This window comes from Stutzerimonas stutzeri SDM-LAC, assembly GCF_000235745.1.
Taxonomy (GTDB): domain Bacteria; phylum Pseudomonadota; class Gammaproteobacteria; order Pseudomonadales; family Pseudomonadaceae; genus Stutzerimonas; species Stutzerimonas stutzeri_H.
The window spans coordinates 36,560-51,495 of sequence record NZ_AGSX01000064.1; the positions used below are offsets into that span (position 1 = coordinate 36,560).

The 14,936-nt window shown below is 62.2% G+C and carries 9 protein-coding genes and 1 pseudogene; 2 read left to right on the forward strand and 8 right to left on the reverse strand.

Going from position 1 to position 14,936, the window contains the following annotated elements:
• The first annotated feature begins 170 nt into the window (after positions 1–170).
• Entirely contained in the window at positions 171–995 is an 825-nt protein-coding gene (locus PSTU_RS0107550) for an EAL domain-containing protein (protein WP_019340434.1), read from the forward strand.
• A 7-nt stretch (positions 996–1,002) separates the two neighbouring features.
• On the opposite strand, the gene PSTU_RS0107555 is transcribed toward PSTU_RS0107550, so the two are convergent.
• The 7 genes from PSTU_RS0107555 to PSTU_RS0107590 all read right to left on the reverse strand — a co-directional run bounded on the left by PSTU_RS0107555 (position 1,003) and on the right by PSTU_RS0107590 (position 14,071).
• Positions 1,003–1,686 (reverse strand): type 1 glutamine amidotransferase domain-containing protein, encoded by a 684-nt coding sequence (locus PSTU_RS0107555; protein WP_019340435.1) that lies wholly within the window; start codon positions 1,684–1,686, stop codon positions 1,003–1,005.
• A gap of 1,123 nt (positions 1,687–2,809) precedes the next feature.
• Positions 2,810–4,699 (reverse strand): methyl-accepting chemotaxis protein, encoded by a 1,890-nt coding sequence (locus PSTU_RS0107560; protein ID WP_019340436.1) that lies wholly within the window; start codon positions 4,697–4,699, stop codon positions 2,810–2,812.
• Between the two features lie 195 nt (positions 4,700–4,894).
• The gene (locus PSTU_RS0107565) at positions 4,895–6,355 is read right to left on the reverse strand and encodes a sodium-dependent transporter (RefSeq protein ID WP_019340437.1); all 1,461 of its coding nucleotides are present in this window, start codon (positions 6,353–6,355) and stop codon (positions 4,895–4,897) included.
• 80 nt (positions 6,356–6,435) lie between these two features.
• Complete coding sequence (gene maiA / locus PSTU_RS0107570) at positions 6,436–7,089, reverse strand: maleylacetoacetate isomerase (RefSeq protein ID WP_019340438.1); 654 nt, start codon at positions 7,087–7,089, stop codon at positions 6,436–6,438.
• 366 nt (positions 7,090–7,455) lie between these two features.
• Positions 7,456–8,865, reverse strand: coding sequence for a sodium-dependent transporter (locus PSTU_RS0107575; protein WP_019340439.1), 1,410 nt, complete (start codon positions 8,863–8,865; stop codon positions 7,456–7,458).
• Between the two features lie 214 nt (positions 8,866–9,079).
• Entirely contained in the window at positions 9,080–10,174 is a 1,095-nt protein-coding gene (locus tag PSTU_RS0107580) for a Glu/Leu/Phe/Val dehydrogenase dimerization domain-containing protein (protein WP_019340440.1), read from the reverse strand.
• A 426-nt stretch (positions 10,175–10,600) separates the two neighbouring features.
• Positions 10,601–14,071, reverse strand: a complete 3,471-nt coding sequence (locus tag PSTU_RS0107590; protein WP_019340441.1) for an indolepyruvate ferredoxin oxidoreductase family protein — start codon at positions 14,069–14,071, stop codon at positions 10,601–10,603.
• Between the two features lie 238 nt (positions 14,072–14,309).
• Between PSTU_RS0107590 and PSTU_RS0107595 the strand changes: the two genes are divergently transcribed.
• Entirely contained in the window at positions 14,310–14,777 is a 468-nt protein-coding gene (locus PSTU_RS0107595; RefSeq protein ID WP_019340442.1) for an Lrp/AsnC family transcriptional regulator, read from the forward strand.
• On the opposite strand, the pseudogene PSTU_RS21765 reads toward PSTU_RS0107595, so the two are convergent.
• Positions 14,774–14,936, reverse strand: a pseudogene (locus PSTU_RS21765) (phosphonate metabolism protein/1,5-bisphosphokinase (PRPP-forming) PhnN); the annotation flags it as partial. The gene PSTU_RS0107595 and the pseudogene PSTU_RS21765 sit on opposite strands and share 4 nt — an antisense overlap.

Here is a 14,936-nt window from a genome sequence, read left to right on the forward strand (position 1 = left end):
AGACGCCGCTTTTATGTCGTAGCATTTGGCCATCATGCTGGGTCGATTCTGGCCTACCATATAGCCCTGCTATCTATTCCGGTGTGACTGACCGGTCCGGTGACGAACGGGCTCTAGCGAAAGCCAGGGTAGCCGCTATCTTCAGCAATAGGTTTCGAACGAGCTCGCCCATGATTCATAGCAACACCGCCGGTAACCCTGCTCCGCACCAATACGCCTGTCATTCAGCCAGCGAGCACGGGGCGTGCCCCAGCTGCGCGAGTGGCGAGCGTCTCGGCTTTCGCTTCAGCTACGCCTACCAACCGATCGTGGACATCGCCAAGCGTGAGATCTTCGCTCACGAAGCCCTTGTACGAGGCGTGAACGGCGAACCTGCGCCCAGCGTGCTGGCGCAGGTGACCGAGGACAACCGCTTCCGCTTCGACCAGGCTTGCCGGGTCAAGGCGATCAAGACCGCCGCCAAGCTCGAGATGCAAAGCAAGTTGTCGATCAACTTCATGCCCAACGCCATCTACCGTCCGGAGCTGTGTATCCGCTCGACGCTGGAAGCCGCGCATGCCCATGGTTTTCCGGTCGAACAGATCATCTTCGAAACCGTCGAAGGCGAGCGCATCAGCGACGCCAAGTGGCTGACCGAGGTTTTCCGTGAATACCAGCGCATCGGCTTTCTCACCGCCATCGATGACTTTGGCGCCGGCTTTGCCGGGCTCAACCTGCTCGCCGACTTCCAGCCCGATCTGATCAAGCTGGACATGGACCTGATCCGCGGTATCGATCAAAGCCATTCGCGCCAGGCCATCGTCCGCGGCACGGTGGGCATCTGCACAGAACTGGGCATCCAGGTGATCGCCGAGGGCGTGGAAACATCGGACGAATGCAAAGCCTTGCGCGACTTGGGCATCGGCCTGATGCAGGGCTATCTGTTCAGCAAACCGCTGTTCGAGACCTGCAGCCACGCCGATTCCCTGGCATGGCCGAGCGAACTGCCGGGCTGAACGAGGCTCAGCCGGCCTTCACGAGTTTAAGCAGCTCCCGGGCAGCCTCTTCCGAGGAGGCCGGGTTCTGGCCGGTCACCAGCAGGCCATCGACCCGCACATAGGACGACCAGTCCGGGCCCTTGCTGTAGTCGCCGCCGATCTCCTTGAGCTTGTCTTCCAGCAGGAACGGCACCACGTCAGTCAGCTGCACCCCCTCCTCCTCGGTGTTGGTAAAGCCGGTGACGCGCTTGCCTTTGACCAGATACTCGCCGTCCACGCCACGCACCTGCACCAGCGCAGCCGGCGCGTGGCACACCGCCGCCACCGGCTTGCGCGCCTGGATGAAGGCTTCGATTAGCGCGATGGACGTCGCGTTGCCGGTCAGGTCCCACAGCGGGCCATGGCCCCCGGGGTAGAACACCGTATCGAAGTCCGCCGCCGATACCTCGTCCAGCTTGCGGGTATTGGCCAGCAACGCCTGGGATTCGGCATCGCTCTTGAAGCGTTTGGTCATCTCGGTCTGCGCATCCGGCGCATCACTTTTCGGGTCCAGCGGCGGCTGCCCGCCTTTGGGCGACGCCAGGACGATCTCGGCGCCGGCATCCTTAAACACGTAGTACGGCGCGGCGAATTCTTCGAGCCAGAAGCCGGTGGGTTTGCCGGTGTCGCCGAGCTTGTCGTGGGATGTAAGGACGATGAGGACTTTCATGGGGGTCTCCTGTGATCGGGTGGCCCTTGGATTTGCGGGGCCTTGGTTTATCTGGACCGTGGGAGGGGGGAATCGGTCAATTGGCTTTGGCGGCGGCCAAAGCCGTGAAGCCTGATGCCTCATTGCTTTTTTCGTAGGAGCGAGGGAGACGTCGAGTCCTTGCTCGCGAAGATTTTTTAGCTTGTGCATGCGGCCTATTACGGAGTTGGCCGAGGCATTGGTTTCGCCCTGCTGGGCGACTCACTTTTTTCAATTGCCAAAAAAGTAAGCAAAAACACTTGCCCCTGCATCCGGCCCCGGCTTCGCCGGGGTTCCTTCACTCAGGTGTCGCTCCGGGGGCACGCCGCGAAGGCCATCCCTGGCCCATCGCGACTCTCGCGGCATCCATGCCGCTCAACCCCCTCCACGCCACCTGCGCTCAGCCTCCTGAAAGGGGCGTTCGGCGGCGTCTGTGAGTTGGTTCGTCAGCAGAGGAGCAAGGTGCCCAGGCGTAGGATGGGCGAAGCCCATCGCAAGAGTTCGATGGGTTGCACCCATCCTACGAGACTGTTCGCCCTTAAGTGACGAAGGCGCTTCGTTGCTGTTCAAACGCCCAGACGACTCGGTCCCGAGCCCCGACGGCGTAGCGACTGGTCTTGAACGTTGCACTCAAAAATAGGTGGGTAAGCGTCGCGTTACCCCCCTACAGAAGACATCTACAAAGGCGTCATTGCACGGCCCAACAGACACCACCGAATCGCCCCTTTCAGGAGGCCGAATGGAATCGCTGCGTAGAGGGGCGAGCGGCATGGATGCCGCGAGAGCCGTGAAGAGCCATGGATGGCCCTTGCGCGGCGACCCTCGGAGCAGCGATGGAATGTGGGAAGTCGAGCGCAGCGAGACCCGGATGCAGGGGCAAGCGTTTTTGCTTACTTTTTTGGCGACTGAAAAAAGTGAGTCGCCCAGCAGGGCGAAACCAATGCTTCAGCCAACTCGCCAAAAGGGTCACTCAGCGAACACAAAGCGCAAAAAGCTTCGCGACCAAGAACTCGCCGCCCCAACGCCCAGACGAAAGCGCCTGAATACGACGCCAATTCGGCAAAATGAAAAAGGGCGCCGAAGCGCCCTTTTCATCAACCCCGGATCAGATCCGAAAACTCCCCACCAACTGCTTCAACCGCGCCGCCTGCTGCTCCAGGTCGCCACAGGCGCGCAAGGTGGACTGCAAGTTCTCGACGCCCTCCTGGTTCAACGTGTTGATCTCGGTAATATCCATGTTCAGCGACTCGATCACCGACGTCTGCTCCTCGGTGGCGGTCGCCACCGATTGGTTCATCGCGTCGATCTCGCCGATGCTCTGGGTCACACTGCCCAGGCGCTCACCGGCCTGGTTGGCGATACCGACGCTCGATTCGCTCTGGCGCTGGCTTTCGGTCATGGTACTGACCGAATCACGCGCGCCGACTTGAAGCTTCTCGATCATCCCGTGGATCTCCTGCGCCGAGCTCTGGGTGCGATGCGCCAGGCTGCGCACCTCGTCGGCTACCACCGCAAACCCACGCCCCGCTTCACCGGCACGGGCCGCTTCGATCGCCGCATTCAGCGCCAGCAGATTGGTCTGCTCGGAGATGCCCTTGATCACGTCGAGAATCTGGCCGATCCCGACGGTCTGTGCATTCAACTCTTCGATCTGCGCACAGGAGGCGCTGATGTTATTCGACAACTGCTTCATTGCCTGGATGTTCTGCTCGACGACCTTGCGCCCGTCTTCGGCCTGATGGCTGGCACCGCTGGCCTGCTGCGAGGCGTCTGCGGCGTTGCGCGCAATCTCCTGCGCGGCGGCGCCAAGCTCATTGATCGCCGCCGCCACGCTGTTGGTGCGGCTGGCCTGTTCATCCGAGTTGAGCATGGATGAGTTGGAGGCCGTCAGCACACGGTGTGCGACTTCGTTGACCTGCTCGGTTGCCGACGCCACGTCTCGAATCGACCCGTGGATGCGCTCGACGAAGCGGTTGAAGGCCATGGCCAGCACGCCGAACTCATCGTTCGACTCGACCTTCAGCCGGCGCGTGAGATCCCCCTCGCCTGCAGCGATGTTTTCCATCGCCTGACCCATGTCAGTCAGCGGGCGCATCAGCACGCGAATCAACATGCCCAGCAGCAGCATAATGAACACCACGGCGATAATCGTGGCCAAGAACGCGGTGGTACGGAAGCTGCTCAGAGCCGCGTAGGCCTTTTCCTTGTCAACCGAGATTCCGACGTACCACTTGACCGACGGCAGGCCGGCTACCGGAGTGAAGCTGACGATCCGCGTCTGGCCGTCGAGCTCGGCTTCGCTGTACTTGCTGGTCAGTGCCGGGGGATTCTGCGGATAGAGATCGCCCAAGGTTTTCATCACCTTGGTTTTGTCAGGATGAACAAGAATCTTGCCGTCGCCATTGATCAGGAAGGCATAGCCCATGCCATCGAAATCCAGCGCATTGATGGCATCCACCAACACTCGCAGACTCAGGTCACCACCGACGACACCAAGAGTCTCGCTACCGCGCTTGGCCGGCGTTGCGGCAGTAATGACCAGTTCATTAGTGCCGGTATCGACATAGGGCTCGGTCAGGGTTGTGCTTCCGGCACCCACCGCGTCCTTGTACCAAGGCCGTTGGCGAGGATCGAAGTCTGCAGGCAACTCCAGCTGCGGATGAACGATGAACTCGCCATCCGAGCGCCCCAGATAGGTGAAGGTAAAAGTGGAACTGTAGGCCGGTTGTTCGACCAGCGACCTGACCACGCCGCCCGAGCTGTCACGAGCGATACTCTGAGCAACGCTTTCCATCAGCACCAAGCGTCCGGACAGCCAGCTCTCGATGTTGAGAGCTGTCGATTTACCCATTTCGTCGAGGTAGCTCTGCAGGTTGTCGCGAATGGCATTTCGCTGCAGATAGTCGTTATAGAGGGTAAACAACGCGAACGTAGCGATTACTACGAGCGAGGCGGCCAACAATATCTTGTGGCTGAATTTGAGGCGACTGGACATAAGAGTAAGACCGTATTGTTCTGATCGAATCGGCAATCCGAGCCTGACTAAGCATCCATGCCTGTCCGATCTGTCGGCTGCTACCGATAAATCTTTAATTTGAGGTGTGACGAAACGGACTGCCGACACAAGCAAAAACGGCACACTCATTGCTGAGTGTGCCGCTCTGCTACCGCACCAGATGAGACCGCGAACTCAGCGCCCTGCCAGCGCCGGCATGACCCGTGGCCGCATGACTTCGCCGAGAATGGTCAGCACGCCGATGGCGCCGGCGATCCAGTACCAGCGCTGAAGCGGGTCGAAGCCCAGCCAGCCAAGCGCATGCAGGAAGACCATCATGATCATCACCGGGCTGACGTAGCGCACCATGAACAGCCACAGCGCATAGCCCAGCGGCGGCAGGCTCAGCTCGTCGCGCATGATGTCCGAACGCAGGCAGTAGCCAGCCAGGATCACCATGAAGATCCCGCCAAGCGGCATCATCCAGCGCGAGGTCAGATAGTCCAGCCAATCGAAGAAGTTCTTGCCCGCCGGTGTCCAACCCGACAGCAGGTTGAACGAAAGCATCGCCAGCATGCTGATCACCAGCAGCACCGCGCCGGCGCCAATGGCAGCCTTGACACGGCTAATACCGTGCTTCTCGTTGAGATAGGCGACGGTGGCCTCGATCATCGAGATGGCCGAAGTCAGCGCAGCGAGGCACACCATGGCGAAGAACAGCACACCGAACAGGGTGCCGAACGGCATCTGCTGGAAGGCCAACGGCAGGCTCATGAAGATCAGCCCAGGCCCCGCGGTGGGGTCCATGCCGTTGGCGAAGATGATTGGGAAGATCGCCAGGCCAGCCAGCAACGCCACGCAGGTATCGATGATCGCGACCGTGAAGGTGGTACGAGCGATGGACTTGTCATCGGGCAGATACGAGCCGTAGGTCAGAATCGCACCGGAAGCCAGGCTCAGCGTGAAGAAGGCATGACCGAGGGCGGCCAGCAAGGCTTCGCCGGTGATCTTGGAGGTGTCGAAGCTGAACAGGAAGGCAAAGCCCTGATCGAAACCACCGCTGGTAAAGGCGTAGCCGACCAGGATCAGCAACATCACCGCCAGCCCCGGCATCATCCAGCGCACCGCATTCTCGATGCCCTTCTGCACACCCTTGGCGACGATCCACAGGGTCAGCAGCGCCACCAGCAGGCTCCAACCACCGAGCGCCCACGGGTTGGCGTTATGCGTTTCGAAGATCTGCGCCATGCCGTCGACCGAGGCGGCCGCCAAGGAGCCGTCAAGCATCTTGACGGTATAGGCGAAGGCCCAGCCGGCAACGACCACGTAGAAGCAGAGGATCATGAAGCCGGCCAACATGGCCATGCCGCCGACGGCCTTCCACGCTGGGTTGCCGTTGTTCTCGCGCACCACCCGGCCAATGGCGTCGATGGGGCTACCACGACCGCGACGGCCGATGGCGATCTCGGTCATCATCACCGGGACGCCGATGGCGAGAATGCACGCCAGGTACATCAGCACAAAGGCGCCACCACCGTATTCGCCGGTGATGTAGGGGAATTTCCAGATGTTGCCGAGGCCGACTGCGGAGCCGGTCGCGGCGAGAATGAAGCCCCAGCGGGACAGCCAGAGGTTCTTGGGTTTTTCACGTGTCATGCGTCACCTGTTTGTTTTTATCTGTGACGGAAATCGAACCCGCCGCGCTTGTGGCGCGACGGAGTGAGGGCGGTCAACCTTTATTGAGCGTCGGGCTGCACCTCCGGAGCTGCGTTGGCAAAGGCTTCGAGGGTTTCGCAGCGTTCGACCATCTCGAGAATGCGCGGGTACGCAGTGAGGTCACAGGCAAAACGGCGCGCATTGTATACCTGCGGAATCAGGCATGCCTCCAGATAACCCGGCCGCTTGCCGAGCGACAGCTTGCCGTCGAAGGCGGCCAGCCCCTGCTCGACACCAGCGAGGCCCGTGGCGATCCAGTGCTGGATCCACTGCTGCTTGGCCTCGTCCGCAATGCCCAGCGGGCCGCTGAGGTACTGCAACACGCGCAGGTTGTTCAGCGGATGCAGGTCACAAGCAATGTGCAACGCCAGCGAGCGCACGCGTGCGCGATCAGCGGGGTCATCCGGCAGCAACGGCGGAAGCGGAAAGACCTCCTCCAGGTATTCGAGAATCGCCAGCGATTGGCTGATGCGCTCGTTGCCATCGACCAGAAGCGGCACCAGTCCCTGCGGATTGAGTGCCTTGTAGTCGGCCGAACGCTGTTGTCCGCCGTCCTTGACCAGGTGCACCGGCAGGTTTTCAAAGGCGAGGCCTTTCAAGTTCAGCGCGATGCGCACCCGGTAGGCGGCGCTGGAACGCCAATAGCCGTAGAGCTTCAGTGTGGGTGGCGCCATTGTGGTTGTGTCTGTGCTCATAACGCTCCCAGTGCAGGTTTCTCGATGCGGACAACCCTAGGACCACTCCGTGGCCCTATTGATGGTTAAGCCAGCAAGACTGCGGAGCCGGCTTGGCCGCGCCCATCACAAACCACGCAGAGGAGCCGCGCAAGCCCGCCTTCTGCGCGGCGCAGGGATAAACGTTGCACTTACCGGAAGGATTTCTTTACGCCGCGCTACAGACACCAACCGCCAGTGTTGCGCGGCTCGTGTCGTAACGAAAAATTGACAGCGGCATGCGACAAGCCGTCGCACCACCCTCTCGTGTCGTCCGGCTGGCGGCGCGGCGTGAGCAACCGCGCGCCATCGGTCATTGGAGAGTCGCTAGATCAGCCCGCTCAGGTTCAAGAACACAAGCACGATGGCCAGAGGCGTGCCAAAGCGCAGCAGCAGCCACCACGCATGAAAGAGCGCGCCCTGGCGTATCCCAATGGCGTCACGCACGACCCTTTCCTGCAACACCCAGCCAGTAAACACCACCGTCGCCAAACCACCCAGCGGCATCAGCCAATTTGTGGTCAGGTAGTCGAGGCTATCGAAGAAGGTCTTGCCGAACAGCATGTACTCCGACCAGTAATTGAATGAGAACACGCTGCCCAGACTCAGCAACCACAGCAACGCGCCACTGATGAGCACTGCCTTCAAGCGGGTCATGCCGAAGCGCTCGGTCATCCAGGCGATGCTGGGCTCACTCAGGGAAATGGCCGACGTCAGCGCCGCGATCACCAGCATGATGAAAAACAGCCCGCCGACCAACTGGCCCAGCGGCATCTGGCCGAAGGCGATCGGCAGCGTGACGAAGATCAGCCCCGGCCCGGCGCCCGGCTCCAGACCGTTGCCGAATACCAGGGGAAAGATTGCCAAGCCGGCCAACAGGGCGACGGCCGTATCGGCCAGTGCAACCAGAATCGAGGTCTTGGCGATCGAGGTGCCTTCCGGCAGGTAGGAGCCATACACCATCATCGCGCCGCAGCCGAGGCTGAGCGTGAAGAAGGCGTGGCCCAGCGCGATCAGAACGCTGGTCGCAGTGAGTTTGGAAAAGTCCGGCACGAAGAGGAATTCCACCCCACGGGCGAATTCGCCGTTCACCGCGGCGTAGCCGACCAGTATCAGCAACAGCACGAACAGACCTGGCATCAGAAAACGCAGCGACTTTTCCAGCCCGCCACTCACACCGAGACCAACAATCAGCAAGGTCGCCGCTAGCACCAGACTGCCGTAGCCAATCAGTTGCAGCGGGTTAGCCAACATGGCGTTGAACATCGCCCCGCTGCCGTCGCCCGTGACGCCGTTGAAGCTGCCGCTGAAACTGGCCGGGACGTATGCCAGCGCCCACCCGGCCACCACCAGGTAGAAGCTCAGGATGAGAAAGCCCGTCAGCCCACCGAGCCAACCGGCCACGCGCCAGCGCGGGCTGGCGCCGGCCTCACGAGCCAGACGTGCGACGGCACCATCGGGGTTTTGCCGGCCGCGGCGACCGATCATCACCTCCGCCATCAGCAAGGGAATGCCGATCAGTAGGATGCAGCCGAGATACACCAGTACAAAGGCGCCGCCGCCGTTCTCACCGGTGATGTAGGGGAACTTCCAGATATTGCCCAGGCCAACCGCCGAGCCGGTAGCGGCGAGGAAGAACACCCAGCGCGAAGACCAGAGGCCACGCGCCGCGCTTTGCTGAGTACGAACGGAGGTGCCACCGAGAGAGCCGGCGGCAATGCTGCTTTTGTCAGTCATTGCGGATTCCTGCTTGTTGTTTTTGTCAGGGCTTACAACGGAAACGCCGATGGGGAGCCAGGGGCCGTCTGTGCTACGACTGCGTGGCGCCGGGTACAAACGCCTAACACCGAGCCGCGATTGGGCTCGCTACCTCGATGCTTCCGTCAAAGGCTCGGCAGTACGACTGGGCTGCCGAAATAAATCGGGCGACACAGGGTCGCCCGGATGATCATTAGGCGTGCAGTCGCTCCTGGCTCGGTTGTGCGGTGTGCTCACCGACGTGCAGCCGCTCGCGCGCCAGACGGTCAGCGATGATCGAGGTCGGCTCACCACCTGCGGCAGCACGCTCGAAGATCTCGCGCAGGGTGTCGGCGATACCGCGGACATGCGCATCGCTCTGCGCCGGGCTGCCGCCAATGCGCTGGTAGTAGACGTCGATGATGCCACCGGCATTGATGGCGTAATCCGGTGCGTAGAGATGATTGCGCCGCTGCAGTTCGGCGCCGATTTCTGGCGAGGCCAGCTGGTTATTCGCAGCGCCGGCGATCACCGGGGCACGCAGCGTTTGCAGGGTTTCGGCGTTGAGAATACCGCCCATGGCGCATGGCGCGAACACATCCACATCGAGGCCATAGATATCGTGCGGGCGCACCGCGCGGGCACCGAGTTCATCCACTGCCTTCTGCACATTGGCATCGAAGATGTCGCACACCCACAGCTCGGCACCGGCCTCCTTGAGATGACGAGCCAGCCCGAGACCGACATGCCCAACACCCTGAATGGCGACTTTAAGGCCGGCAAGATCATCCCGACCGAGGCGCTGACGCACCGCTTCGCGCAAACCGACAAAAACGCCAAGCGCGGTGGAGGGCGACGGGTCGCCGCTGGCGATGCTGCCGTCGAGCGCGGTACGCGGTGTCGCGCCGATGACATGGCGGGTGCGCTGGGCGAAGGCCTGCATTTCCGGGTCACCGGTGCCCGAATCCGCCGCCGTGATGTAGCGCCCGCCGAGGCTGTCGACGAAATCACCCATGGCGTGTAGCAGCGCCTGGCTCTTGCCGGTGTGCGGATCGCCGATGATCACAGCCTTGCCGCCACCGAGTTTGAGCCCGGCCAGCGAGGATTTCAGCGTCATGCCGCGAGACAGACGTAGCACGTCACGCACGGCATCGTCGTCGCTGGCATAAGGAAACATCCGGCAGCCGCCCAGCGCCGGGCCGAGGGTGGTGTCGTGGATGGCGATGATGGCGCGCAGCCCCGATGCCTTGTCGTGGCAGAAGACGACCTGTTCATGGCCGTCGAAGTCGGGATGGGTGAAAACGGACATTGCGAATTCCTCGTTCTTGTTAGTTTGAAGCCCTGCGGCTGGCAGGGCCTTGTTGTCTGTAAGCAGCGCTTAACGAGCGCGTCGTAACAGCGAAACCGGGTGCCGCCCGCTGCTTCTCGGCGGTGTTCTTCGCGGTCAAGACCGCTCCCACAACACACTCAACGGCGCAGCGGTGCCTTGGAGCAGGATCCGGTATTTGCTGCGTACCGGTGCTCCTGTGCCGATCCACTCGCGGTTAAGACCGCTCCCACGACATACGCAGCGGCGCGGTGGCACCTGGAGCAGGATCCGGTGTTTGCTGCGTTCCGGTGTTCCTGTGCCGATCCATTCGCGGTCAAGGTCACTCGTAAAACCTCTCCCGACACCTGCAAAACCCGTGGGAGCGGTTGGGGACGCCTAGTCTTGACCGCGAATGGCTCCACCAAGCTACGCCGCCGGCTCGAACAGCCGCACGGTTTGCACTTCGTCGCCTCGGTTCAGCTGCTCCTTGAGAAGCTTCTCCTGCTGGCGGGCCTTGGCAATGGAGCGCTCCTTCACCGGGCCGTAGCCACGGATCAGTTCCGGCAGCGCAGCGATGGCCACAGCAGTGCGGTAATTGGTCGGTTTGAGCTGCGCCAGGAGCTCGTCGAGGTTGCGTTCGTACTCGCTGATCAATCCGCGCTCGACGCGCCGGTCATGGCCGTAGCCGAACACGTCCAACGGCGTGCCACGCAGGAACTTCAGCTTGGCCAGCACGTTGAAGACGTTCAGCACCCAAGGGCCCAGCTCACGCTTGCGCGGCTCGCCGGTGGCGCTGTCGCGCTTGGCCAGCCAGGCCGGGGCCAGGTGGAATTGCAGTTTGTAGTCACCTTCGAACTGCGCTTCGAGCTGCTGGCGGAACTCCGGCTCGCTGTACAGCCGCGCCACTTCGTACTCGTCCTTGTAGGCGAGCAGTTTGAAGTAGTAACGCGCCACGGCCTTGGACAGGGCCAGGTCATCGGCGGTATCCACATCACGCACGCGCTCGACCACGCGGCGATAACGCTTGGCGTAGGCCGCGTTCTGGTAGCGGGTGAGGAAATCCACGCGCCAATCGACGATCTCTTCCAGGGTCTGGCAGATCGGCTCCGCTAACTCAGACGGACGCGCCAGCTTCTCGACCGCCTCGCGCTCCAGTGCCGCACGGCGGCCCCAGCGGAAGGCCTGCTGGTTCAACTCGGCAGCGACTCCGTTGATGCTGATGGCCTTTTCGATGGCTTCGGCAGACAGCGGCAACAACCCTTGCTGATAGGCGAAGCCCAGCAGGAACAGGTTGGTGGCGATGCTATCGCCCAGCAGCCGAGTGGCCAGGAAGGTCGCATCGATGAAGTGGGTTTTCTCTGCACCCACCGCATCGACCAGCGCGTCGCGCATGGCCTTGCCCGGCACCTGAGCATCAGGGTTACGGGTGAACTCGGCGGTTGCCGACTCGTGACTATTGATCACCGCGTTACTGATCTGATCGTTGAGGCGGGTCAGGGAATCCTCGCCGGCAGCCACCACCAGATCGCAGCCCAGCAGCAGATCGGTTTCGCCGGCGGCGATGCGCACGGCGTAGATATCGTCCTGCTTGGCGGCGATGCGAACGTGAGTGACCACCGGGCCGAACTTCTGCGCCAAGCCGGCCTGATCGAGCACCGTACAGCCTTTACCTTCCAGATGCGCGGCCATGCCCAGCAGTGCGCCGAGGGTGGTCACGCCGCTGCCGCCAACGCCTGGAATCAGCACGTTCCACGGACGATCCAGCGCCGGGTGCTGTGGCTCGGGCAATGTTGCCGCCTCTATACCACCCGCCATCGCCTCGGGCTTACGCAGCCCACCGCCGTGTACGGTCACAAAGCTCGGGCAGAAGCCTTCAACGCAGGAAAAGTCCTTGTTGCAAGCGTTCTGGTCGATCTCGCGCTTGCGGCCCAACTCGGTTTCCAGCGGCATCACCGCCAGGCAGTTGGACTTCTCGCCACAGTCTCCACAGCCTTCGCACACGGCCGGGTTGATAAAGGCGCGCTTGGCCGGGTCTTCCAGCTTGCCGCGCTTGCGCCGACGGCGCTTTTCGGTCGCGCAGGTCTGGTCATAGATGATCACCGACACGCCCTTGAACTCGCGCAGCTCGCGCTGGATGGCGTCCAGATCGCGACGGTGGTGGAAGCTGGTGATGGAGGCAAAGGTTTCGCGGGTCGGGTACTTGTCCGGCTCGTCGCTGATCAGGGCGATACGTTTGACGCCTTCGTCGGCGACCTGCCGGCTGAGCTGGTCGACGCGCAATTCGCCGTCGATCGGCTGGCCACCGGTCATGGCGACCGCATCGTTGTAGAGGATCTTGAAGGTGATGTTGACGCCAGCGGCCACCGCGGCGCGCACCGCCAGGCTGCCGGAGTGGAAGTAGGTGCCATCACCGAGGTTCTGAAACATGTGCGGCGTGTCGGTGAACGGCGCCTGGCCGATCCAGTTGACGCCCTCCCCGCCCATCTGGGTAAAGGTCTCGGTGCGGCGGTCCATCCACTGCACCATGTAGTGACAGCCGATGCCGGCCGAGGCGCGGCTGCCTTCCGGCACCTTGGTCGAGGTGTTGTGTGGGCAACCGGAGCAGTAGTGCGGCGTGCGCACGGTGTCGTAGCTGCGCGCGGCCAGGGCCTTTTCCTTGGCCGCAAGGAAGGCCAGCCGCGCCTGGATGCTGTCGCTGGTGTAGATCGGCGCGAGGCGCTTGGCGATCACCCGCGCGATCATCGCCGGGGTCAGCTCGCTGAGGTTCGGCAGCAGCGAGGTGCCGTGCTCGTCGAACTCGCCGACCACCCGTGGGCGCTTGTCCAGCGGCCAGTTGTAGAGCTGGCCGGTGAGCTGGTCTTCGAGGATGCTGCGCTTTTCCTCGACCACCAGGATCTCGTCCAGGCCCTGGGCAAATTCATGCACCGAAACCGGCTCCAGCGGCCAGCTCATGCCAACCTTGAGTACCCGCAGGCCGACCGAGGCGCACAGTGCTTCGTCGAGACCGAGGTCATCTAGCGCCTGGCGTACGTCGAGATAGGACTTGCCGGTGGTGATGATCCCCAGTCGCGGGTTCGGCGAATCGAGCATCACCTGGTTAAGGTTGTTGGCCCGGGCAAAGGCCCGCGCAGCGTAGATCTTGTAGAGGTTGAGGCGCTTTTCCTGCGCCAGCGGCGGGTCCGGCCAGCGGATGTGCACGCCGTCTTCGGGCAGTTCGAAATCCTCCGGGATGCGCGTTTTGACGCGTAGCGGGTCGACTTCCACCACAGCGGAGGAATCGACGTTTTCGGCGATGGTCTTGAGCGCGACCCAGCAGCCGGAATAGCGCGACAGTTCCCAGCCGATGATGCCGTAGTCGAGAATTTCCTGGACGTTGGCCGGGTTGAGCACCGGGATCGAGGCGGCGATGAATGCGTGCTCGCTCTGGTGCGGCAATGTCGAGGATTTGCAGCCGTGGTCGTCGCCGGCCAGCAGCAGCACGCCGCCATGGGGCGAAACGCCCGCGGCGTTGCCATGCTTGAAGACGTCACCAGAGCGGTCGACACCCGGCCCCTTGCCGTACCACATGGCGAACACGCCGTCGTACTTGGCGCCCGGAAACAGGTTGGTCTGCTGACTGCCCCAGACCGCCGTCGCCGCCAGCTCCTCGTTGAGGCCCGGCTGGAAATGGATGGCGTGCTGCTTCAGGTAATCGCGCGCTTCCCAGAGGCTTTTGTCCAGCATGCCCAGCGGCGAGCCGCGGTAGCCAGAGATAAAGCAACCGGTATTCAGGTTTTGGGCTTGGTCGCGTTGATGCTGCAGCATGGGCAGGCGGGTCAGCGCCTGGGTGCCGGTGAGGTACAGATGCCCGGTAGCGAGCCGGTACTTGTCATCCAGGCGGATCTCGGCCAATGACATGTGGCGCTCCTGTTTGTTTTTATCGGAGTCAGGACAACGCTTTACGTTGTCCGCCTAACAAGGCTGTGGCGGCTGCACGGTAAGCCGGCCCACGCCAGCGACCGGCGGGGGATCACCCCACCGTTGCGCGTTGATAAGAGTCTGGCCGTGACAGAGAGAGATTTTCTTTCTACTTTTGCGGTGTAAGCGCCATCGCGTGCATGATCCATCCACTAACAACAACAAAAAGAGCACAACCATGCAGACCCCGCTGAGCAGCATCGACCGCAAGATTTTGCTGCTGCTGCAACACAACGCCGACCTGTCCGCTGCCGAGATCGCCGAAAAGGTCGAGCTGTCGCAATCGCCCTGCTGGCGCCGCATCAACCGCATGCAGGAAGAGGGGCTGATCGAGCGCAAGGTCGCCCTGCTCAATCCCAAGAAGCTCGGGCTGAACATGACGGTGTTCGTCAATATCAAGCTGTCCGCCCACGGGCGCAGCAATCTGGATGAATTCGAGCGCGCCGTGGTCGGTTATCCCGAAGTGCTGGAATGCCACACCATGGCCGGCGAGTCGGACTACCTGCTCAAGGTGGTCGCCAAGGACATCGACAGCTACGAACGCTTCCTGCGCGATCAGCTGTTGCAGCGCCCCCATGTGCAGGAGGCGCATTCGCACATTGCGATGAGTGAAGTGAAGCGGACCACGGAGTTGCCGCTGGACTAGCCGCCGAACGGCGATTTATCGATCAGCTGCAGCAGGCGCTCGACCGTCTCGGCCAGCGGCCCGGAATTGTCCAGCAGTTGCACCTGTTCCTGCTCCGCCGCCGAGCGAAACCGCTCGTTGCGCGCCAGGCGAGCCTCAATCTGAGCGAGCGGCTCCCGC